Consider the following 21,530-nt stretch of genomic DNA (forward strand, 5'->3'; position numbering starts at 1 on the left):
CCCAATTTCAGATTCCAAGGAGACGCTGCCATGGCACGTTTTTTCCGTCGTAGAAAGTTCTGCCGTTTCACTGCAGAAAATGTAAAAGAGATCGATTACAAAGATCTCAACACACTGAAGGCCTATGTCACTGAAACCGGCAAGATCGTACCTAGCCGCATAACCGGTACCAAGGCCAGATACCAGCGTCAGTTGGCTGTAGCCATCAAACGCGCCCGTTATCTCGCCCTGCTGCCGTTTACCGACAGTCACGGTCGTTGATCAGAGCTGAAAACGTGTAATCAGGGGTACTGAATCAGCATGCGCGGTCTGGCTGAATACATCATGCGTGGTAGCAAGCAGGCCACTTTGGTGGTGGCTGTTACCGCTGCGATACCGCTGCTGTTCTGGTTCAGTGCCGCAGCCTTGGCGCTGGTTATTCTGCGCCGCGGCCTGAACGACGCACTGTCGGTTGTGATATGGGGCATCCTGCCTGCCCTGGCATGGGCAGCAATGGGCGATTTAACGCCGTTGCTGGTGATACTAGGGAGTGCAGCACTCGCCGTATTGCTGCGTCAGCGTAGCGACTGGGCGGTGGTGGTACTCGCGGCGGTCCCTTTGGGGGTGCTCTTTGCGGTAGTGCTGCAGACGGTACTCAATGAGCCCTTGGTGGCGCTGGCCGCGCAGATCCGGGAGATGTTGCCCGAGATGTTGGCGGGAATGAACGGATCGCTGGATGAGGCCGGGATGGCTCATCTCGAGGCGCTTCTGGTTCCGGTACTGGCAGGGTTGATGGGTGCGGTTCATACAGTCATGGCATTGGTCAGTCTGATGATTGGCAGATCCTGGCAGGCCCGGTTGTACAATCCGGGTGGATTTCGCGAGGAGTTCCACACGCTGCGGTTGTCGCCCTGGGTTGCCATCGCGCTACTGGTGCTGACTGTTCTCGGGCCGCAGTGGCCTGCATTGGCCATCGTGGCACCAGTAGCCAGTATTCCCTTGCTGCTGGCCGGGCTGGCGCTCATGCACGGTGTGGTCGGGATCAAGAGGCTGGGTACTGTCTGGCTGGTGGCGCTGTACGCGATGTTTGTTTTCGTCGCCCAGTTCGTCTACCCCCTGATTATGTTTTTAGCGTTTGTTGATAGCTTGTTCGATTTTCGTTCCCGCCTGCGGTCGCCTGACGGTCCGGCAGGGAGCTGATTCGAACAGCCAAGGTTGAATTTCAAGAGGTCATCGTTATGGAAGTTATCCTGCTCGAAAAGATCGCGAATCTGGGTAATCTGGGCGACAAAGTCGCTGTAAAAGCAGGTTACGCTCGCAATTTCCTGTTGCCGTTTGGTAAGGCAACTCCGGCTAATGCCGCCAACATCGAAGCCTTTGAAGCGCGCCGCGCCGAATTGGAAAAGATCGCTGCCGAGCGTAAAGCTGAAGCCGAAGCGCGTGCCGAGAAGCTGGCAGAACTGACCGTGACCATCACGGCCAATGCTGGTGAAGAAGGCAAGCTGTTCGGTTCTATCGGTACCCGCGACATCGCTGATGCCGTGACTGCCGCTGGCGTCGAAATCGAGAAAAGCGAAGTTCGCCTGCCGGAAGGTCCGTTGCGTAACGTTGGCACCTTCGACATCGCAGTACACCTGCACACTGATGTCGAAACAACGGTCAAGCTGGAAGTCGTTGCCGGCTAACGGGAGTTTCCCGGACTGTCGAGCAGCTTTGCATCATCGTGGTACGGCTGATTGAGTCGCTGATGATCTGACGCAGCTTTGCAGTTAGACTTACCAACACGGCGCATGTCACTGGCATGCGCCGTGTTGTCTTTTCTGTCTTCGCCGTTTCGAGCCCTTGCCCATGAATGATTCCGTCTATAGCGATACCGCTGAACTTGACCTGCAAACCACTGCGTTGAAGATCCCACCTCATTCGATCGAGGCGGAACAGGCGGTGCTGGGCGGCGTAATGCTGGAGAACACCGCATGGGAGCGGATCTCGGAACTGGTCAGCGAGACTGATTTTTATCGCCACGATCATCGTCTTATTTTCCGGGCCATGGTGCGGTTGGCTGCCCGTAATCAGCCATTCGACGTTGTGACCCTGGCTGAGGACCTCGACCGCGAAGGCCTTGCGGATCAGGTCGGCGGCCTGGCTTATCTGGGGCAGCTAGCGAAAAACACACCCTCGGCTGCCAATATCAGTGCCTACGCACAGATCATCCGTGAGCGTGCGACGCTGCGGCAGTTGATCAGCATCAGTTCGGAAATCGCCGATACGGCGTTCAACCCGAAGGGCATGCAAGCCGCTGAAGTGCTTGATGATGCCGAGCGCAAGATTTTCGCCATCGCCGAGAGTCGACCCAAGACCGGCGGGCCGGAGTCGGTGAATACGTTGCTGACAAAAGCGATCGACCGTATCGATACGCTATTCAACAGTGACGGTGCAATCACCGGTCTGTCGACCGGCTTTACGGATCTGGACGAAATGACCTCCGGTTTACAGCCGTCTGACCTGATCATTGTCGCCGGGCGTCCTTCGATGGGTAAAACCACCTTCGCCATGAACCTGGTCGAGAATGCAGTGCTGCGGAGCGAAAAGGCGGTTCTGGTATTTTCATTGGAGATGCCGGGCGATTCGTTGATCATGCGTATGCTTTCATCGCTGGGCCGGATTGATCAGACCAAGGTACGTTCCGGTCGGCTGGAGGACGAAGACTGGCCGCGGCTGACGTCGGCGGTGAATCTGCTGAATGACCGCAAGCTGTTCATCGACGATACCGCTGGCCTGTCGCCTACCGAGATGCGTGCACGGGCACGGCGTGTGGTGCGTGAACACGGTGATCTGGCGTTGATCATGATCGACTATCTGCAGTTGATGAGGGTAGGCGGCACTGGCTCGGAAAACCGTACCAACGAGATTTCCGAAATCTCCCGCTCGTTGAAGGCGTTGGCCAAGGAGTTCAATGCGCCGGTCGTGGCGTTATCCCAGCTCAACCGTTCGCTTGAACAGCGTCCAAACAAGCGTCCCATCAACTCGGATCTGCGTGAGTCCGGCGCGATCGAGCAGGATGCCGACGTCATCATGTTTGTCTACCGCGACGAGGTGTATCACCAGGATTCGCAGGACAAGGGCATAGCCGAAATCATCATCGGCAAGCAACGTAACGGTCCTATTGGTACCTCACGCCTGGCGTTTTTAGGCAAGTTCACCCGTTTTGAAAACCTGGCGCCGGGCTCCTATTCCGGCTACGGGGATATGGAGTAGATATGGCTCTCAGCATGCCGGCTGCCAAGCCGCTTTTTGATTATCCCAAGTACTGGGCCGAGTGTTTCGGCCCGGCGCCCTTTCTGCCAATGAGCCGCGAGGAGATGGACCTGCTTGGCTGGGATAGCTGTGATGTCATTATCGTCACCGGCGACGCCTATGTTGATCACCCTTCGTTCGGTATGGCCATCATCGGCCGTCTGTTGGAAGCGCAGGGCTTTCGCGTTGGCATCATCAGCCAGCCCGACTGGCACAGCAAGAATGATTTCATGAAGCTGGGCAAGCCGAATCTGTTTTTCGGTGTGGCCGCGGGCAACATGGATTCGATGATCAACCGTTATACGGCAGACCGCAAAATCCGCTCCGATGACGCCTATACAGCTGGTGGCAAGGCAGGCAGCCGGCCTGATCGCGCCAGCGCAGTGTACAGCCAGCGGTGCCGGGAAGCGTTCAAGGACGTTCCGATCGTGCTTGGCGGTATCGAGGCTTCGTTACGGCGAATAGCCCACTACGATTACTGGCAAGACAAGGTCCGTCACTCCCTGTTGCTTGATTCCAAGGCTGACATTCTGTTGTACGGCAACGCAGAGCGCGCGATTGTCGAGGTGGCGCAGCGCATTAGCCGCGGGGAGACCGTTCAGTCCATCACCGACATCCGCGGCACCGCATTTGTGCGCAAGGATACGCCTGCAGGCTGGTTTGAACTTGACTCCACTCGCGTCGACCGCCCGGGCAAGGTGGACAAGATCATCAATCCCTACGTCAATACCCAGGACACCAGCGCCTGTGCGGTGGAGCAGTCCAAGGGATCTGGCGACGATGCCGGCGACGCCCAGGTTGTACAGTTGCTGCCAAACCCCCGCATCGAACGTGATCGGACCGTGATCCGCCTGCCTTCCTACGAGAAGGTCAAGAGCGATGCGGTGTTGTACGCCCACGCCAACCGGGTGTTGCACCTGGAAACCAACCCGGGTAACGCTCGCGCCCTCGTTCAGCGAGACGGTGAGAAGGACGTGTGGTTCAACCCGCCGCCGATCCCGCTGGATACCGAGGAGATGGACTACGTCTTCGGCCTGCCGTACGCCCGTGTGCCTCACCCGGCCTACGGCGATGCGAAAATCCCTGCGTATGACATGATCCGGTTCTCGGTGAACATCATGCGAGGCTGCTTCGGTGGCTGCACGTTCTGCTCTATCACCGAGCATGAAGGGCGGATCATTCAGAACCGTTCGCACGACTCCATCATTCGTGAGATTGAGGAGATCCGGGACAAGGTGCCAGGTTTTACCGGCGTTATCTCTGATCTGGGCGGGCCCACCGCCAACATGTACCGGCTCGCCTGTAAAACGCCTGAGATCGAGGCGTCGTGTCGTAAACCGTCTTGTGTGTTCCCGGGCGTGTGCAGCAATTTGCAGACAGACCATTCGTCACTGATCGGTCTCTATCGCAAGGCCCGCGAACTGCCCGGTGTCAAGAAAGTCCTGATAGCCTCCGGTCTGAGATACGACCTGGCTGTCCTGTCTCCCGAGTATGTGAAGGAACTGGTTACTCATCACGTAGGCGGCTATCTGAAAATCGCGCCCGAGCATACCGAGGCTGGCCCGCTGAATCAGATGATGAAACCGGGTATTGGCTCCTATGACCGCTTCAAACAGATGTTCGAGAAGTACACCAGGGAAGCGGGCAAGGAACAGTATCTGATTCCATATTTCATCGCGGCCCACCCCGGTACAACCGATGAAGACATGATGAATCTGGCGCTGTGGCTCAAGCGCAACGGCTTCCGTGCCGACCAGGTGCAGGCGTTCTACCCGTCGCCGATGGCGACCGCGACGGCCATGTATCATTCGGGCAAGAATCCGCTGCGCAAGATCAGTTACAAGAGTGAAGCGGTCACCATCGTCAAGGGTGAGCGGCAGCGCCGGTTGCACAAGGCGTTTCTGCGTTATCACGACCCGAAAAACTGGCCCTTGCTACGCGACACGCTTACCGAAATGGGCCGTACTGATCTGATCGGTAACAGCAAGCAGCATCTGATTCCGACCTATCAGCCCGCGCTGGAAGGCTATCAGAGTGCACGCCGCAAGAACTCGACGCCTGCAGGGAGCAAAAAGGTCGGTCGCATCCTCACGCAACACACTGGTTTGCCGCCACGCGACAGCGGAGGCGGGCGCAGGAGTGGCGGCGGCAAAGGCAAAGCCAAGGGAGCCGGCCGGCCGGCTGGCTGATAACTATGATGGCAATCGCAACTGCCTATTAGCGCAGGCTGTCAGCCCCGTTTAATCTATCCATGTTCTGGTCAAACGGGGGAGAGGTCCATGCCAGCATTGCACGTATTACACAGTTTCCTTGCTTCCTATGCTGCGGCGTCGTCCGGCGTCGCTGACGAAGTCTGATCAGCCGTTTTAGCGCATGTGTCGGGCCGACCTCAGGGTCTGGTGGCGGTGTCGGTTTCGGACGGGCGCTGGGACCAGAGGTCCAGTTGTTCTTTGAGCTCCGCCAGGTTCACGGGTTTGGCCATATGGCCACTCATTCCAACGCGCCTCGCCTTGTCCTGATGTTCCGGCAGGATATGTGCGGTCAGCGCGATGATGGGGACGCCGACGCGATTATTTGTCCGTTCCCACTCCCGAATTTGGCGAGTGGCGGCGTACCCGTCCAGCTCCGGCATTTCGCAGTCCATCAACACCAGATCGTAGTCGCCGGTTCTGATCGCAGCCACGGCGTCGCGGCCATTCGGGACGGTATCGACTGTGACCTTGAGTTTACTGAGCATGCCACGGATGACTTTTGTGGAGACCAGGTTGTCTTCCGCCACGAGTACTCTGATCTGGCTTTTCTGCTGTAACGGGCTGGTTGTCTCTATGGGGTCAGCGTCAGTGTGGCGTGCTCGTAGCCACTCGTCTATCAGGGTGGCCTTGAGCGTATAGCCGGCGACCGGTTTGCTCAGCGTACGGCGAATGCCAGCGTTGCGGGCAGCGATACGGCTAGGCGTCTGGTTGACGCCGGTTAGCATGATCACTATGAGATCGGTGTTCGCGGTTGACTCGTCGTAAACCCGATGAGCCAGCTCCAGCCCGGTCATGCCTGGCATCGAGTGATCGACGAGCATGAAATCGAACGGCATGCCCAGGTTTTCCTGCGTTCGCAGCATAGCGAGCGCTTCCTTCCCGTTGGCGGCAGTCTGGGCCTGCATGCCCCAGGCAGCCGTTTGCTGCTGGATGACCTTACGGCAGGTTGCATTGTCATCAACGATCAGTACCGAGCGGTCTGCCAGACAAAGACCCTCCGGATCCAGTTCATTGGCGTGGGGTATGACCTCGGCGGGAAAGCTAAGCCAGACGGTTGTACCTTGTGCGGTGGAATGGTGAACGCCGAGACGACCTTTCATCATGGTGACCAGTTGCCGGGTGACCGCCAGGCCCAGATAGCTGTTGTCAGTCTGTTCCAGCAACCGGCTAGTGCTGATGTCGTTATCCAGCAGGCTGTCGAGAGCTTGTTGTGGCATGCCGTTACCGGTATCAAGCACGGCAACTCTCAGCACGTTCTGTTCGTGTTCGTCCGGCTCGCGACCAACCACCAGCAGAATCTCTCCATGCGTGGTGTGCCGTAGCGAATTAGCTAACAGGCTCATGATTATCTGGCGAAGGCGAGTCGGGTCACCCTCCATGGTCCGCGGTACGTCCGGGTGCACAAAGCTGACCAGCTCGATACCCTGACTCTCGGCACGGCTGCGCAGGATATCCAGGCAGTCATTGATCAATGCATGCAGGTCGAACTGCACTTTATCAAGCGTCAGCTGCCCGGATTCAAGTCGTGAGATATCCAGGATTTCGTTGATGAGATTGAGCAGGTCGGTGCCCGAGCCGTGAATGGTCTGAGCATAGTCGCGCTGCTTGGCGGAAAGCGCGGTATCCATCAGCAGTTCGGTCATGCCCAGCACCCCGTTCATGGGGGTGCGAATTTCGTGACTGATGCGCGCCAGCAGTTCTGCCTTGGTTCGACGCTCGGCCTGTTCCGTGGCATCGATACTGCGTCGGTTGAGGCGCACGGCGACGACTTTCTGATAGCGCAGGTGCAAGCCCCACGCATAGCACACCAAGCTTGACCATATCAGCAGGTCTGGAAGACTTTCGCTGAACACGTGCCAGGGGGTGAGCGAAGCGACCAGCCAACCAGCCAATAGCAATAAATGCCCCGCCAGCATCGGGCGGCTGATCCTCAAGCCGGAATAACGCAGATAGATGCTGATGCCAAGGGCGCCTATTGGCACACCAGCCTGGATCAGCCCGCTGAGCAATCCAAACCTTACAGGGTGGAACATGGCGGCAAGCACTGCCAGGCCAAAGCCAGCCAGCAATAGCCAGAATAACGGCCGGTAACGTATCCGTGTGATCTTGAACAGCATCATTGCAATCGCTGGATAGGCTGCCAGCGCAAGCAGGTCGCCGGCTCGTTCATGCATGGCCGGCAGACGGCTGATCAGCCAACTGATATTGGTCAGACAACTTAAACCGAGCATGAGGCTGGCCAGCGCCAGCCAGCGGTGAGGGCGGTCACGTCCGAACCAGCCCTGCAAGAAACCGTGTAATACCATGGCCAGAAAAAGGCCCGCAAGTAAGCCCTGGAACGCCTGATGGTGGCCGTGGCCGAGTACCGCGCTACGTGGCGCTGAAAGCTTGAGATCGGTCTTGAGCGAATGTTGATGCTGTAGCCGGGCGTACAACACAGGCTCGGCAATGCCTGCGGTGGGTAATGGCAGGACGAAGCCGGGGTAGGGCATTGGCGCCAAGGTTGTCGATGAGGGAGGGCCAGCCGGATAGCTGAGTTTGACCGATTCGCCGTCCAGAACGAAAATCTGCAATTGGTTGATCGCCGGATTGTCCAGCTCAAGAAACAGCAGGGTATCGCCTGGGATGGGTATCTGCACCCACAGCGCTGCCTGGTCGCCAGGCAGGGTCAGCGAGCCCTCATAACCTGGTACGAAGCGGTTGGCGTATCGGTTGGAAAGTATATCCTCAAGCGCCAGGCGCCCGCTGGTATCGACGAACATTCGATACTGGGCATCTGGCACTTCTCCGACTGCAGCGGGGGATAGTACCAACAAAAGGCTTAATAGACTGCCAAACAGAAGCCAGCTGACTTGCTTCACAACGTTCGTCCTATCCATGACATAACAAGCGGTAGATCGCGGTCGGTCAGTATAGCCCAGCGTAGAGCAGGCTCTCGCAGTTCAGCTGTGCCTTCCGACCAGCTACCGTGGATCCTTCGTAACCGGCCGTGTCGCTATTTTACCGGTCAGCTTCCCGTGCGATGGCCCGATAACCGATGTCCTTGCGGTAAAAGCAGCCATCCCAGTCGACCTGCTTTGCCAGCTCGTAAGCCTTGCGTTGGGCCGCGGCAATATCGTCGCCTAGAGCGGTTGCGCAGAGTACACGTCCACCCTGGGTAACGACTTGATCACCGTTCAGCGCCGTTCCGGCGTGGAAGATCTTCCCCTCGCTGTCTACAGCTGCCGGCAGCCCGCCGATTACCGAACCCTTGGCGTAAGCTCCCGGGTAACCGCCGGCGGCTAATACTACGCCGAGGCTAGGCCGCGGATCCCATTGCGCTTCGATCTGATCCAGCTCGCCGCAGAGCGCGGCTTCGGTCAACCCTACCAGGCTCGATTGCAGGCGCAGCATGATGGGTTGGGTCTCCGGGTCGCCAAAACGGCAGTTGAACTCGATGACCTTGGGATTGCCTGCCTGGTCGATCATCAGGCCGGCGTACAGGAAGCCGGTATAGGTGTTGCCTTCGGCGGCCATGCCCTTGACGGTCGGCCAGATCACTTCATCCATCACGCGCTGATGAATCGTCTGGGTGACGACGGGCGCAGGAGAATAAGCGCCCATGCCTCCCGTATTTGGACCGGTATCGCCATCGCCGACGCGCTTGTGGTCCTGGCTGGTTGCCATGGCCAATACATGTTCACCGTCGACCATGACGATAAAGCTGGCTTCCTCACCGTCGAGAAATTCCTCGATGACGACGCGCGAGCCTGCCTCGCCGAAGGCGTTGCCTGCCAGCATGTCGCGCACGGCCGCTTCGGCCTCTTCGAGCGTCATCGCAACAATCACGCCCTTTCCCGCAGCCAGGCCGTCAGCCTTGATAACAATGGGTGCACCTCGCTGGCGCAGATAGGTCAGTGCCGGCTCGACTTCAGTGAAGTTCTGATAAGCCGCAGTCGGAATCCTGTGCCGTGCCAGAAAATCCTTGGTAAACGCTTTGGAGCCTTCGAGCTGGGCTGCACCAGCGGTAGGCCCAAAACACTTCAGGCCCCGTTCGCGGAACAGATCAACCACCCCGGCAACCAGTGGCGCTTCCGGACCCACAATGGTCAGCGCAACATTCGCCGCCGCAAAGTCGGCCAGGCGATCGAGCTCCAGTACATCGATCGCGACGTTTTCGCATTTTTCCTCGGTGGCAGTCCCGGCGTTACCGGGTGCGACAAAAACCTTTTCAACCCGCTCATCCTGGGCCGCTTTCCACGCCAGCGCGTGCTCACGTCCGCCGCTGCCGATGATCAAAATGTTCATTCTTTATCCCTCAAAACTTGCATTGGGGTTTCTGCCGACCGCGCGGCCGTTATTCATTTTCAATGTCTGAAGTGGCGCATACCGGTAAATACCATGGCGATATCGGCCTCATCCGCCGCGGCAATAACTTCGGCGTCACGCATAGAGCCGCCCGGCTGAATCACGGCGCGGATACCCGCCTTGGCCGCATTGTCGATGCCATCCCGGAACGGGAAGAACGCGTCCGAGGCCATTACCGCGCCTGCAACCTGCAGTCCGGCGTGTTCCGCCTTGATGGCTGCGATGCGGGCGGAGTTGACGCGGCTCATCTGGCCTGCACCGACACCGATGGTCTGACGTTTGCTTGCGTAGACGATAGCGTTGGATTTAACGAACTTGGCGACCTTCCAGGCGAAGACCAGGTCGTGGACCTCCTGCTCGGTCGGGGCGCGCCTGGTGACGACCTTTAGATCTGCTTCGGTAATCATGCCGGTGTCGCGGCTCTGTACCAGGAGCCCGCCATTGACCCGTTTGTAGTCCCAGCCGGCCTGACGCTCGGTAGTCCATTCGCCGCACTCGAGCAGGCGTACGTTGGCCTTGGCGCTGACCGCTTCACGGGCGGCGGCGCTGATACGCGGTGCGATGATCACCTCGACAAACTGGCGGTAGACGATGGCTTTGGCCGTTTCCCCGTCAAGTTCGCGGTTGAAGGCGATGATACCGCCGAAAGCAGACTCGCTATCGGTGGCGTAGGCCAGTTCATAGGCCTGACGGATGCCGCCTTCGTTGTCCGGCACCACAGCGACGCCGCAGGGGTTGGCGTGCTTGACGATAACGCAGGCCGGTTTGGTAAAGCTCTTCACACATTCAAGCGCGGCATCGGTGTCAGCAACGTTGTTGTAGGACAGTTCTTTGCCCTGCAGCTGCACTGCCGTGGCAATGCTGGCATCGGCCGGTTGCGCTTCACGATAGAAGGCGGCTGACTGGTGCGGGTTTTCGCCGTAGCGCATGTCCTGTACCTTCAGGAACTGGCTGTTGAAGGTGCGCGGAAACGCGCTGCGCTCTTCGGTGCTCAACGTCTCACGGGTCTTGTCGATGGTCCCCAGGTAGTTGGCGATCATTCCGTCATAGGCGGCGGTATGCTCGAAGGCCTTGAGCGCCAGGTCGAAGCGCTGGGCGTAGCTCAAGCCGCCGGACTTCAGCGACTCGATGATGTCAGCGTAATCGCTGGCATTCACCACAATGGTTACGTCCTTGTGGTTCTTGGCCGCGGAACGGACCATGGTGGGGCCGCCGATGTCGATGTTCTCGATGGCGTCCGGCAGGCTGCACCCGGGCCTGGCCACTGTGGCGGCGAAGGGATACAGGTTGACTGCCACCAGATCGATGGGCTGGATGCCATGCTGTTGCATGACCTCGCCATCCATATCACGTCGACCCAGGATGCCGCCGTGAATCTTTGGGTGGAGGGTCTTTACACGACCATCCATCATCTCCGGAAAGCCTGTGTAATCAGCGACTTCCACAGCCTCGATACCTTGCTCACGCAACAGCTTGAAGGTCCCGCCGGTGGACAGGATCTCTACATTGAGGGCGCTGAGTTCGCGGGCAAATTCTACGATTCCGGTTTTGTCCGACACGCTGATGAGCGCGCGACGTACCGGTAGGCGGGTAGTTTGGTGGGTCATCTTGGATCCAGAGTCAATGGGTTGGTCATGTTAGGTGTCGGGGTTATAAAGGCTATAAGCTGGAAGCTGGAAGCTGGAAGATCAAGCATTGTGTCGGTTGCTGGACTCTGAGATTTCACTGAAATCAATCTTACTTCCCAGCCTCTAGCTTCTAGCTTCTTTTTTACAACAGCCCGTACTGTTTGAGCTTCTTGCGCAGGGTGCCGCGGTTCAGGCCAAGCACTTCAGAGGCGCGGGTCTGGTTACCTTTCACGTATTCCATCACGCTTTCCAACAAGGGTGCTTCGATTTCGGCGAGCACCATGTTGTAGACGTTTGTCACGTCCTGGCCGTCCAGATGCTTGAAATAGTTCTGCAGAGCTTGCTCGACACTGTCACGCAGGGTCTTGTCTCGCTGCATTGCGTCTTCCGAGACATAATCCATGGAGGGGTCGGTGGTCTCGTTCACTGGAAGGGTTCCGTCGATCGGGGATGTGTTGATCAGGCTCATGCCGCCAGGTCTCCTTCCTGCAAGCGGTTGAAAAACGTTTGTATGCCCCGCCGTTGTTGAACGGCGCAATCAATCCGGTTGAATGTGCGACGGAAATCTTCCGCGCCTGGCATGGTCTGCAAATACCAGCCCACATGTTTGCGGGCAATACGCACCCCGTGCTCGCTGCCGTAAAAGGCGTGCAAGCCGTCGAGGTGTTCCAGCATGATGTCTCGCTGCCAGCTCAGCTCCGGGGTCGGGAGACAAGCGCCATGGCGCAGATAATAGTCAATCTCGCGGAAAATCCAAGGCCGGCCCTGTGCCGCTCGGCCGATCATTACCGCGTCGGCGCCAGTATAGTCCAGAACCTGGCGTGCCTTGGCGGGGGAATCGATATCGCCATTGGCGAACACCGGGATGGATATAGCCTGCTTGATTGCGGCGATGGTGTCGTACTCCGCATCGCCTCGATACAGATCGGAGCGGGTACGGCCATGAACCGCCAGCGCACGGATGCCGCTCTGTTCGGCGATACGTGCTATTTCCACGCCGTTGCGGTGATCGGGATGCCAGCCAGTACGAATCTTCAGGGTAACCGGAATGCTGACGGCACTGACAACCGCTTCAAGGATGTCGGCTACCAGCCGTTCGTCGCGTAGCAACGCCGAGCCGGCCGCCTTGTTACATACCTTCTTGGCCGGACAGCCCATGTTTATATCGATAATCTGGGCGCCCATCTGTTCATTCTGACGCGCGGCATCGGCCATCATCTCCGGGTCGCCCCCGGCGATCTGAACCGAGCGGGGCTCGGCTTCACCTGTGTGATCCAGACGTTGACGGGACTTGCGGCTGTTCCACAGGCGGGTATCGCTGGTTACCATTTCCGAGACCACCAGGCCCGCGCCCAGCCGCCGGCAGAGCTGGCGAAACGGGCGATCGGTGACACCTGCCATGGGAGCAAGGATGACGCGATTGGCTAGTTGGTAAGGTCCGATACTGATCACTGCTCATCCATCCCTGTTTTGTCCAGTGGTTCGAGGCACGCCCTGAAGTCGCCGCTACGTCTCAGGACCGCCGGGCAGGGTTAGAAGCATGAAAGGGCGCTAATCATACCCGCTCTGGATGACCTTATAAAGACTGCGCTGGTTGATATTCGAACAGCTTCCTCTGAGCGCACCGGGCGCGGGTGCGCTACGAGTTATCGATCAAGGGGTTACGAAGCCAAGCGTGTAGCTGACCGCCTGTTCGCCCGGATCAAGCATGTTGAGCGCAACGTGGATAGGCGTCTGGGGCGGCATCAGCCGGGCGCCAGCCAGTTCGCCGGAGAGGTATTCCTCCGGGCGGAAGCGGCGCACGGCCACTTCATGACCGTGCGTGTCGGTGAAGTTCATTCGTAGCACCGGGAAGGGCTGCGCGAAATCCGCCCGGTTGTAGAGAATGACATCGATAGTCAGCGCGTTAGGGAATTCGGGATGCGGACGTACCATCAGATTGCTGCTGCGCAACATGCTCACATCCACCCGTGCCGGCAGTTCACAACCGGCCAGCAGGCATACCGTTTCCATCATGGGGCGAGTGCGTTCGTTGTGGGCGAGTTCATCAAGGTTGTAGAAAATGAACTGACCAATCAGAGCTATCAGCGCCAGTCCGCTGAGGGTTGTCCAGAGTGCGGTGTTCTTGCGCCGACGTGCTGGTCGAGGCCGCTCGGCCAACAGGATGGGCTCGTCATGAATATCAGGAATGTCGAGTTCGCCCAGCTCCGGCTCGGGCTCAGCGGCTGCGGCTTTTCGGTCAATCGGTTCGAGCCGGGCCGGGGGCACCTCGATCGGGGGATCCTCGGGTTCGTCGTCGAGCTCATGCCATGCGAGCTTGGGTGTGATGTATTCGGGGCGATCGCGCATGAAGATGCTGGGCTCATCCTCTTCGTCCGCTATCGGGCGCAGCGGGGCGTCCTGTCTGGTATTTTCCAATGAGGATGCGACCCACTCATCGAGATCATCGTGCTCGGTCTCCGGCGGCGCTGCAGGGTCCTGGGGCGGGCCGTCGACGATGTCATCATGCAACTCAAAATACGGATCGGCTGAAAGCGATTCGCCGTCTTCATCTGCCCCTGGCTCCTGTTTCAGGACTGGCTCATCCCGGAGGCGGCCAAAGCCAAACTCGTCGTCTTCCTCGTCCTGTGACCCCTGAGAGCGGGAAGATTGCTGGCGGGATTCGTTGCCGGTCACCACTGAAACGGGCACGACTTCTTCAAGGGGGATGTCAACGATATGGGGAGGATTGACCTCATCGACCAGGGACTCATCCAGCCCCAGCGCCTCGAGATCCAATTCATCAAGATCCAGGTCATCATGGATGAGAAAGTCATCCGGATTGTTTCGCGGAGGTGTCGGGTCGGCCGGCGCTTCAGTCGGGGCGTCACGCTCCCCCTCGGCTGCTTGCTGCCGCTGCTGTTCAGCAGCCACCGCTAGTGCGTTATACACCTTCAGGCATGCACCACAGCGGACATTCCCTGCCGCCGCGCTCAGCTGTTCTTCAGACAGACGGAAGCGGGTCTGACAATTAGGACATTGTGTGACCAGCGTTGCGCTCATGTATCTGTAATCCTTAGAGTCTGTTGCCGTTTCATCGCGAGCCGCGTTGCTGTGTCAAATGGCGCCAGGCCGGGCGGCGATCCGCAAGGCAGCGCCCGCTCCCGGCGGGCTTGCTGCATTCACCGCATCCATTTGGATCGCGCGGGACGCAGGTAATGGTTGTTCCCTTGCCAAGTCCTGCAACGCCGCATGGCGTCATTTGACGCGCAACCTAGGCGGCCCCACCCGAAGGGACGGGGCCCGTTTGCCGCAGCACTGCGTTACTCGTCGCTCATTTGGAGCAACCACAAAAACGCCTGGAGCGTTTTTGCGCGTAAGCCCCGAAGGGGTGAAACACATGGATGTGTTGAACAAACTTCACTCCTCGCGCCTTGTTCTGCACCAAACGGGGCCTCCGTCGCGGCCGCGATGAAACGGCAACAGACCCTAACTCAGCCGCTTGACGTTCTTCTGCCGGCTGTGAGCTGGCAGACAACAACAGGCCTATTGTGCCTCTATGCTGTCGACGCTGTCACGACCGGCGCATGCCACTCACCCGGATCCATCCGTCACGCTCGGCAACAGGGGCAAGTACAAAAGTGTCCCGATAGGCGGTAATTATATCGTCGGCTTGCTCGGCAAGGATGCCGGACAGTGCGATCAGACCGCCCGGCTTGACCAGGCTGGAAAGTTGCGGAGCCAGGCTGACCAGCGGGCCAGCAAGTATGTTTGCTACGACAATGTCAGCAGGCTCCGTCGGAAGATTTTCCGGCAGATACAGGTCCAGGGACTGGTCCGGCAGGCCGTTACGTTGAGCATTGTCGCGCGATGCTTCCAGTGCCTGGGTATCGATATCCGTGCCGACGGTATGTTCAGCGCCGAGCAGCAGGGCGGCAATGGCCAGGATGCCCGACCCGCAACCGAAGTCGATGACTCGCTTGCCTTTTACCGCAGTGCTATCTAGCCACTCAAGGCATAGCGCAGTGGTCGGGTGTGTACCGGTGCCAAACGCCAGGCCAGGATCAAGCAGCAGATTGACCGCGTCGGGTTCGGGTGCATCGTGCCAGCTGGGTACGATCCATAACCGCTTGCCGAAACGCATAGGCTGAAAATTGTCCATCCAGCTACGTTCCCAGTCCTGATCGGCGATATTCTCGAATTCGTATGCGGGCAAAGGCTGTTGCCAATGCGCCTGCAACGTCTCGATCAGCGTCTGCGGATCGGTTCCCGCTTCGAATAATGCCAGAAGATGCGTGTTTGACCAGAGCGGCGTCGTGCCCAGGTCAGGCTCGAAAATGGGTTGGTCTTCTGCGTCCATGAAGGTGACCGAAACGGCGTCCAGACCAAGCAGGGCGTCTTCCAGTGGTTCAGCCTGTTCAGGTTTGATGGCGAGACGCAGTTGTAACCAGGGCATAGCAGAATCCTTCATAAAAGTGAGGCTGAATGAAAAAACCGGGATGCGGCGCTCCGCATCCCGGCTCAGTCGATAGGCCTATTCTAACGTCTGGCTTATCCGATCAGCTGATACCCAGTTTATGCTCGAGGTAGTGAATGTTCACGCCCCCCTTGCAGAACTCGGAATCGCGCACCAGCTCGCGATGTAGCGGGGTGTTGGTCTTGATGCCATCAACCACCAGCTCATCGAGTGCATTACGCATACGGGCCAGGGCTTCATCCCGGGTCGCACCGTGGGTAATCAGCTTACCGACCAGCGAGTCGTAGTTCGGCGGAACCTTGTAACCGCTGTACAGGTGCGAATCGACCCGCACACCGTTACCACCCGGTGCGTGGAAGAACGTCACCGTGCCCGGGGACGGCATGAAGGTCTTCGGGTCCTCGGCATTGATCCGGCATTCGATCGAGTGGCCCCGGATCACTACGTCGTCCTGGGTGATGCTCAAAGGGTTGCCCGCGGCGACCAGGATCTGTTCCTTGACGATGTCGATCCCGGTAACCATTTCGGAGATGGGATGTTCGACCTGAATCCGGGTGTTCATCTCGATAAAGAAAAACTCGCCATCCTCGTAGAGAAACTCGAATGTGCCGGCGCCGCGATAGCCCAGATCGATACAGGCCTGTACGCAGCGAGCCTGCACTTCAGCGCGGGCCTTTTCATCGATGCCCGGTGCTGGGGCTTCTTCGATGATCTTCTGGTGCCGGCGCTGCAGCGAGCAATCCCTGTCGCCCAGGTGCACCGCGTGGCCCTGGCCGTCGGAAAGTACCTGAACCTCAACGTGGCGCGGGTTGGTCAGAAACTTTTCCATGTAGACCATGGGGTTGCCGAACGCTGCTCCGGCTTCGCTGCGGGTCATGCTGATCGATTTGATCAACTCGGATTCTTCATGCACGACGCGCATGCCGCGTCCGCCGCCGCCGCCGGCGGCCTTGATGATCACCGGATACCCGACCCGACGTCCGGTCGCCAGGCATTCTTCCTCGTCATCCGACAGCGGGCCATCCGAGCCCGGTACAGTGGGCACGCCGGTCTTCTTCATCGCGGCGATCGCCGAGACCTTGTCGCCCATCAGGCGAATCACCTCGGCGCTTGGGCCGATGAAGGTGAAGCCGGAACGCTCGACCTGTTCAGCAAAATCAGCGTTCTCGGCAAGAAAACCGTAGCCCGGGTGAATACCGTCGGCTCCAGTGACTTCTGCGGCGCTGATGATGGCCGGAATACTCAGATATGAGTCGGTGGCGACGGCTGGCCCGATACATACGGACTCGTCAGCCAGCGCCAGATGCATGAGTTCACGGTCAGCCGTGGAGTGCACGGCTACGGTCTTCAACCCCAGTTCCTTGCAGGCGCGGATAACGCGCAATGCAATTTCACCACGGTTGGCTATCAGTACTTTTTGCATCGCAGCCTCCGGGCCGGGCTCAGGCGATGCTGAACAGGGGTTGGTCGAATTCCACCGGCTGGCCGTTGTCCGCCAGGATGGCCTGAATCACGCCGCTCTTGTCGGCCTCGATGTGGTTCATCATCTTCATGGCTTCAACGATACAGAGTACATCGCCGGCCTTGACCGACTGGCCGACTTCGGCAAATGACGGGGAACTCGGGTCCGGAGAGCGATAAAAGGTGCCGACCATGGGTGAGCGTACCAGGTGACCGGCGGGCTCGGCGGGCGTAATGTCAGGCGTCGCAACAGGCGCGGCGGGCGCAGCTGCGGGAGCGGCAGGAGCCGCTGCAGGCGGGGCGGAAAAATAATGCTGCGGGCCAGCCGGCTGCTTGCTGTGACGGCTGATGCGGACGGATTCTTCGCCCTCATGAATTTCCAGCTCGTCGATGCCGGACTCTTCAAGGAGTTCGATGAGTTTTTTTACTTTGCGTATATCCATTGATACGTGCGCTCCAGAGCAGATTAGTCGCGTTCAGATTGTTCGATTCGGTGTACAGCCGCTTGTAATGCCAGTTCGTAGCCTTTGGCACCCAGCCCGCAGATGACGCCTTCGGCAATATCAGACAGGTAGGAATGGCGGCGAAAAGGTTCGCGTTTGTACACATTGGATAAGTGGACTTCGATGAATGGGATGCTCACTGCCAGCAACGCGTCACGTATTGCAACGCTGGTGTGAGTAAAAGCTGCGGGATTGATCAATATGAAGTCAATCGCTTCATCGCGTGCAGCATGGATTCGTTCGATCAGCTCATGCTCTGCGTTGCTTTGCAGGCTCAGCAGATGATGTCCCGCGGCGGTGGCTTGCTCACGAAGGCGCTGATTGATCTGTTCCAGCGTGGTGGCCCCGTAAACGCCCGGTTCACGGGTGCCAAGAAGATTCAGGTTGGGTCCATGCAGAACCAGGATGCTGGCCATGTCGTTTCCACAGTAGCTTTATTGTTTGGCCGGACGATCAAGCTGACCGGACAGTCAGTTGCAGACCGGAATTTTGCAGCAATGCCATCGTGCTGTCCAGAATCCGAAGGTTAACATCAGATGCCCGCATGATGTCAGCGTTAACGGCGAAAATTACCGGGAGGCGGTGCTGACGCGCTCCAGAAACTCTTCCTGGGTCACTTCGCCCTGTATTCGAGCGGCCGGAACCTGCTGCCCCTGGGCATCGAGGAAGACAAACGCGGGAGGCCCGAACAGTGATTGAGCTGAAAGCCAGGCACGCTGATCCGCGGTGTTATCGGTCAGGTCGAATTTTACCCGAGCGAAGCCGTCCAGGGCGCTGCGAACCTGAGGGTCACTGAGAACCTCGCGTTCAAACACTTTGCAACTGATACACCAGTCGGCATAGACCTCGACCACCGCTGGCTGGCCGTTACTGCGCGCGTTGTCGAGCTGGCGTTGCAGAGCGGCCTGGTCAGTCACCCACGTAAAATATTCGCCTGACTCAGGCAGAGCTGTCTGTGAGACAGCAGTGAATGGCTGCAGCGGACGCAGCGGGTCAGAACCTCCGGCCAGCGCGCCAACCAGAGCGGCGCCTGAATAGAGCGCGGCGAGCAGCGCGAGCGTCTGGCCTGTACGACCGATGCCGTTGCGCGGCGTGCGGTCGAACAAGCCAAGTTGAACCGCAATACCAGCCGCCAGGGCGGCCCATAGCGCCAGGCTGACCGAACCCGGAAGGATGCGCTCCAATAGCCACACGGACACGCCGAGCAAGCCAAAGCCGAAGAGCTGCTTGACGTTATTGAGCCATTCGCCAGAACGGGGTAGCAGGGCGCTGCCAAACAGGGCAACGAGCAACAAAGGCAATCCCATGCCGAGCGCGAGTGCGAACAGGCTCGCAGCCCCGCCCAACGCATCCCCTGTCGCGCTGATATAAACCAGCGCGCCAGCCAGCGGCGCAGAAATGCAGGGGGACACCACCAGTGTGGACAGCACGCCCATCACCGCCGCCCCGGGTACTGAGCCGCCCCGTGTGCGGCTACCCAGGCGTTCCAGTGGCTCACGAATGCGTGCCGGAAGACGCAGTTCAAAAAGCCCGAACATGGCCAGGGCGAAGATGACAAAAAATGTTGCAAATATGCCTAGTACCCAGGGCGACTGGAGTCGCGCCTGGATATTCAGTGCCGCGCCAAACACACCAATCAGCGCGCCAACCAGGGCGAAGCTGATCGCCATGCCAAGCACATAACTCAGCGCGAGAACGAAGGCGCGGGTGCGATCCATGTCCTTGCGTCCCAATACCAGGCTGGACAGGATCGGCAGCATGGGCAGCACGCAGGGAGTGAATGTCAGGCCCAGGCCGGCAATGAAGAACAGCAACAAGGCCAGCTCGAAGCTGTCTCCGGTCAGCAGATCCTGCATGCCGCTTGATGCGCTGACAGTGCCGTTGCTTGCGGAGGTAGCGCTGGTGCCGGCGCGGAGCTCATTGGGAAGCTCCAGCAGTACAGTCTCTGGCGGATAACACAGGCCGGCGTCTGCGCAGCCCTGGAAGCCGACCTTCAGCTGACGACCCGCTTCACTCCCGGGGTCCAGCTCAAGCAGCACTTCCAGTCTGTCGTAATACACCTCGACGTCGCCGAAATACTCGTCCGTCTTGTGTTCACCGTCCGGCAGTATCACCTCGACAATACTGCCGTTACCGCCTTGCAGTGCGAACTCCAGGCGGTGACGGTACAGATAATATTCAGGGGCGATATCAAACTGCACCCGCACCTGTGTCTCTGTGGTTTCGATTACGCCTGGGCGAAAGGCTTCGTGCACCGGCAGAAAATCCGCCTGTCCGCCGCTGCCATCCAGCAGCCCGCCGGACCCCTGGTTGGACGGGGAGGCAAACTGGCCCTGCGCGGTGGTAGCGACTAACAGGCATAGCAAAAACAACAGGCGACGCAACAACATGAGAAATCCGGAGTGGAGAGCGAGCCGACATCATAATCCCTGGGGGGCTACTTGCCGAGTGACAATAGGCCTCATGGAGCAGCAGCCCGCACCTTGAGATATTGACCGCTGTTTGAACTACAGGGCGGCCAGCGTTCAAAGCTGGATCCAGATACTGGGTGCCATGTGTAATGGCATGACCGATGATATGCTGAAGGCAATTCACAGACAGGAGCAGGAAATGAAATTCGGGAACAGGGCATCCGGCTATTCGGACGGCGGTTACAGGTCAAAATTCGGAACCGCGCTCGCTTATGGCCGGGGCACGCTTGGCAAGTTGATTGTCGGGCTGCTGGCCGCGCTGTTACTGATTCTGCTGATTGTCGGCTGGTACTGGAGCCGGGAACCTGGGCTGGAGCCCCTGGTGCCACCGCCATCGGCGGAAACCCCGCAGGTCATTGGCAGCACCACCGCGCGCACTGTGAACGGCTTGATGTACACCCTGCTCAACAAGCCTGGGGGCTTTTTGAATAACGACATCATGCCGCCTGGGGTATGGCTGGATAACATGCCGAGCTGGGAGTTCGGGGTGCTGGTTCAGGTACGTGACATGACACGCGCGTTGCGCCGCGATATGGCGCGCTCACAGTCGCAGTCAGCGGAAGATCCGAGCCTGGCGCTCGCCGAGCCGCGCTTCAACTTTGACAACAACAGCTGGGCCCTGCCGGCGAGTGAAAACGAATACCAGCGCGGGATGGACGCCCTGTCTGATTACATTGTCCGGCTTGAACGCGGTGACGCCGAATTTTATGCCCGCGCTGACAGTCTCGCCAGTTGGGTGGGCGACGTCAGCACGCGGCTCGGTTCCTTGTCCCAGCGGTTATCCGCCAGCGTTGGGCGTGCCGAGGTGACTGATGAGGGACGCACCTACAAGCGCACGCGCTGGCTCAGGATCGATAACGTGTTTTACGAAGCGCGCGGCTCGGCCTGGGCGCTGGTGCATTTGCTACAAGCCGTCGAGCGGGATTACGCCGAGGTACTGGCGCGCAAGAACGCGCTGGTCAGCCTGAGACAGATCATCCGTGAACTGGAGGCTGCACAGCGCCCCATGCGCAGCCCGATGGTACTGAATGGCAGTGGCTTCGGCATGACAGCGAACCATTCCCTGGTTATGGCTAACTATCTGTCCCGGGCCAACGCGGCGATGATTGACCTGCGCCGTCTGCTTGAACAGGGGTAAA

General features: G+C 58.9%; 17 protein-coding genes. 6 read left to right on the forward strand and 11 right to left on the reverse strand.

What is annotated here, in order from left to right; translation table 11 throughout:
* Nucleotides 1-30: 30 nt before the first annotated feature.
* From rpsR to FZE95_RS04495, 5 genes are all read left to right on the forward strand, one after another.
* Nucleotides 31-261: a 30S ribosomal protein S18 gene (rpsR, locus tag FZE95_RS04475; RefSeq protein WP_150299626.1), complete on the forward strand. Its 231-nt coding sequence runs from the start codon at nucleotides 31-33 to the stop codon at nucleotides 259-261.
* 39 nt (nucleotides 262-300) lie between these two features.
* Nucleotides 301-1,179, forward strand: a complete 879-nt coding sequence (locus FZE95_RS04480; RefSeq protein WP_150299627.1) for a YybS family protein — start codon at nucleotides 301-303, stop codon at nucleotides 1,177-1,179.
* 38 nt (nucleotides 1,180-1,217) lie between these two features.
* Nucleotides 1,218-1,664, forward strand: a complete 447-nt coding sequence (rplI, locus tag FZE95_RS04485; protein WP_150299628.1) for a 50S ribosomal protein L9 — start codon at nucleotides 1,218-1,220, stop codon at nucleotides 1,662-1,664.
* Between the two features lie 163 nt (nucleotides 1,665-1,827).
* A complete protein-coding gene (gene dnaB, locus FZE95_RS04490) occupies nucleotides 1,828-3,234 on the forward strand; it encodes a replicative DNA helicase (RefSeq protein WP_150299629.1) in 1,407 nt (468 codons plus the stop codon).
* A 14-nt stretch (nucleotides 3,235-3,248) separates the two neighbouring features.
* A complete protein-coding gene (locus tag FZE95_RS04495) occupies nucleotides 3,249-5,462 on the forward strand; it encodes a YgiQ family radical SAM protein (protein ID WP_150299754.1) in 2,214 nt (737 codons plus the stop codon).
* A 200-nt stretch (nucleotides 5,463-5,662) separates the two neighbouring features.
* Here FZE95_RS04495 and FZE95_RS04500 read toward each other — a convergent pair whose 3' ends face one another.
* From FZE95_RS04500 to dsbD, 11 genes are all read right to left on the reverse strand, one after another.
* Nucleotides 5,663-8,386, reverse strand: coding sequence for a response regulator (locus FZE95_RS04500; protein WP_190324494.1), 2,724 nt, complete (start codon nucleotides 8,384-8,386; stop codon nucleotides 5,663-5,665).
* Nucleotides 8,387-8,525: 139 nt separating this feature from the next.
* On the reverse strand, nucleotides 8,526-9,812 hold the full coding sequence (purD, locus tag FZE95_RS04505; protein WP_150299631.1) for a phosphoribosylamine--glycine ligase: 1,287 nt from the start codon (nucleotides 9,810-9,812) through the stop codon (nucleotides 8,526-8,528).
* A gap of 59 nt (nucleotides 9,813-9,871) precedes the next feature.
* On the reverse strand, nucleotides 9,872-11,479 hold the full coding sequence (purH, locus tag FZE95_RS04510) for a bifunctional phosphoribosylaminoimidazolecarboxamide formyltransferase/IMP cyclohydrolase (protein ID WP_150299632.1): 1,608 nt from the start codon (nucleotides 11,477-11,479) through the stop codon (nucleotides 9,872-9,874).
* Between the two features lie 163 nt (nucleotides 11,480-11,642).
* A complete protein-coding gene (gene fis, locus FZE95_RS04515; protein ID WP_150299755.1) occupies nucleotides 11,643-11,903 on the reverse strand; it encodes a DNA-binding transcriptional regulator Fis in 261 nt (86 codons plus the stop codon).
* A gap of 62 nt (nucleotides 11,904-11,965) precedes the next feature.
* Nucleotides 11,966-12,952: a tRNA dihydrouridine synthase DusB gene (dusB, locus tag FZE95_RS04520; RefSeq protein ID WP_223824959.1), complete on the reverse strand. Its 987-nt coding sequence runs from the start codon at nucleotides 12,950-12,952 to the stop codon at nucleotides 11,966-11,968.
* Nucleotides 12,953-13,153: 201 nt separating this feature from the next.
* Nucleotides 13,154-14,542 (reverse strand): DUF3426 domain-containing protein, encoded by a 1,389-nt coding sequence (locus tag FZE95_RS04525; protein ID WP_150299633.1) that lies wholly within the window; start codon nucleotides 14,540-14,542, stop codon nucleotides 13,154-13,156.
* Nucleotides 14,543-15,053: 511 nt separating this feature from the next.
* Nucleotides 15,054-15,935, reverse strand: a complete 882-nt coding sequence (gene prmA / locus FZE95_RS04530; RefSeq protein WP_150299634.1) for a 50S ribosomal protein L11 methyltransferase — start codon at nucleotides 15,933-15,935, stop codon at nucleotides 15,054-15,056.
* A 103-nt stretch (nucleotides 15,936-16,038) separates the two neighbouring features.
* Nucleotides 16,039-17,379 (reverse strand): acetyl-CoA carboxylase biotin carboxylase subunit, encoded by a 1,341-nt coding sequence (accC, locus tag FZE95_RS04535; RefSeq protein WP_150299635.1) that lies wholly within the window; start codon nucleotides 17,377-17,379, stop codon nucleotides 16,039-16,041.
* A 19-nt stretch (nucleotides 17,380-17,398) separates the two neighbouring features.
* The gene (gene accB, locus FZE95_RS04540) at nucleotides 17,399-17,860 is read right to left on the reverse strand and encodes an acetyl-CoA carboxylase biotin carboxyl carrier protein (RefSeq protein WP_150299636.1); all 462 of its coding nucleotides are present in this window, start codon (nucleotides 17,858-17,860) and stop codon (nucleotides 17,399-17,401) included.
* A 23-nt stretch (nucleotides 17,861-17,883) separates the two neighbouring features.
* Complete coding sequence (aroQ, locus tag FZE95_RS04545; RefSeq protein WP_150299637.1) at nucleotides 17,884-18,336, reverse strand: type II 3-dehydroquinate dehydratase; 453 nt, start codon at nucleotides 18,334-18,336, stop codon at nucleotides 17,884-17,886.
* A 153-nt stretch (nucleotides 18,337-18,489) separates the two neighbouring features.
* Nucleotides 18,490-20,310: a protein-disulfide reductase DsbD gene (gene dsbD, locus FZE95_RS04550; RefSeq protein ID WP_223824960.1), complete on the reverse strand. Its 1,821-nt coding sequence runs from the start codon at nucleotides 20,308-20,310 to the stop codon at nucleotides 18,490-18,492.
* Between the two features lie 220 nt (nucleotides 20,311-20,530).
* Between dsbD and FZE95_RS04555 the strand changes: the two genes are divergently transcribed.
* Nucleotides 20,531-21,529 carry a DUF2333 family protein gene (locus tag FZE95_RS04555; RefSeq protein WP_150299638.1) on the forward strand — a complete coding sequence of 333 codons (999 nt, stop codon included), beginning with the start codon at nucleotides 20,531-20,533 and terminating at the stop codon, nucleotides 21,527-21,529.
* Nucleotide 21,530: the final 1 nt, after the last annotated feature.

Source organism: Pseudomonas profundi (assembly GCF_008638305.1).
In the GTDB taxonomy this organism is placed as follows: domain Bacteria; phylum Pseudomonadota; class Gammaproteobacteria; order Pseudomonadales; family Pseudomonadaceae; genus Halopseudomonas; species Halopseudomonas profundi.